This window comes from Paenibacillus sp. P4_A7 (assembly GCF_056402455.1).
In genome coordinates, this window is the sequence record NZ_JBFUHJ010000902.1 from 1 (window position 1) to 672 (window position 672).

Annotated in this window: 1 protein-coding gene; it reads right to left on the reverse strand. The window is 48.5% G+C overall.

The window, feature by feature from the left end:
* The coding region (locus AC1DWN_RS34840) for an SNF2 helicase-associated domain-containing protein (protein WP_477563363.1) at positions 1-672 on the reverse strand (672 nt) is incomplete at both ends.

Sequence of the window (672 nt, forward strand, 5' to 3'; positions counted from 1 at the left end):
GGCCGAAGATCTCCCAGGAAGGTGTTAGGTATATCAACAAGCGGAATTTGTGAAGTTTGCTGCAGCTGCTCAAGAAATGAGGCCAGATGCTCATTTAGCTCCACCTCTGCCTGAAGATCCATCTCGAGATCACCAGTTTCGTCAAACGGCGTGCCTCCCCGGAGATGCATTTCCAGCACATCACGGAATGACAGCCCTTTGCGTTTACCCATCCGTTTCAACCACTGCTTAATTTGAGTGACATCCTGAGGATCGAGATGAACCCATTCACCGCCTACATTGAACAAGCGCCGATTCTGCTCTGCAAGATTAAGAAATTCAGCTTCAGACAAATCAACATCGCCCAGAGCTAACTTCCAATCAAACTGTACAATTTGATCTAGCCCGAACATCGGCTGTGCCGCTGATCCTACCGAGGATTTCATCTTTGCCTTCAAACGAAGTTTACGTGAACGAACGGCTTCCCACCAGCTCGGCAATAAAACGGGGCATCCCGCTTCGAGCAGTTGAACGCTCGCTTCCTCCAGAAACTTCCATGCTTCATTTTCAGTAAGCTGCTCACGTATTTGTCCATCAATGGAAATCTCCTCCCATTCGGGGAGAGCACTTATCCATTTCGCCTGCTCCTTAATGAGCTTTTCATGGATATAGGGCAGCCATTCAGTCGGAATT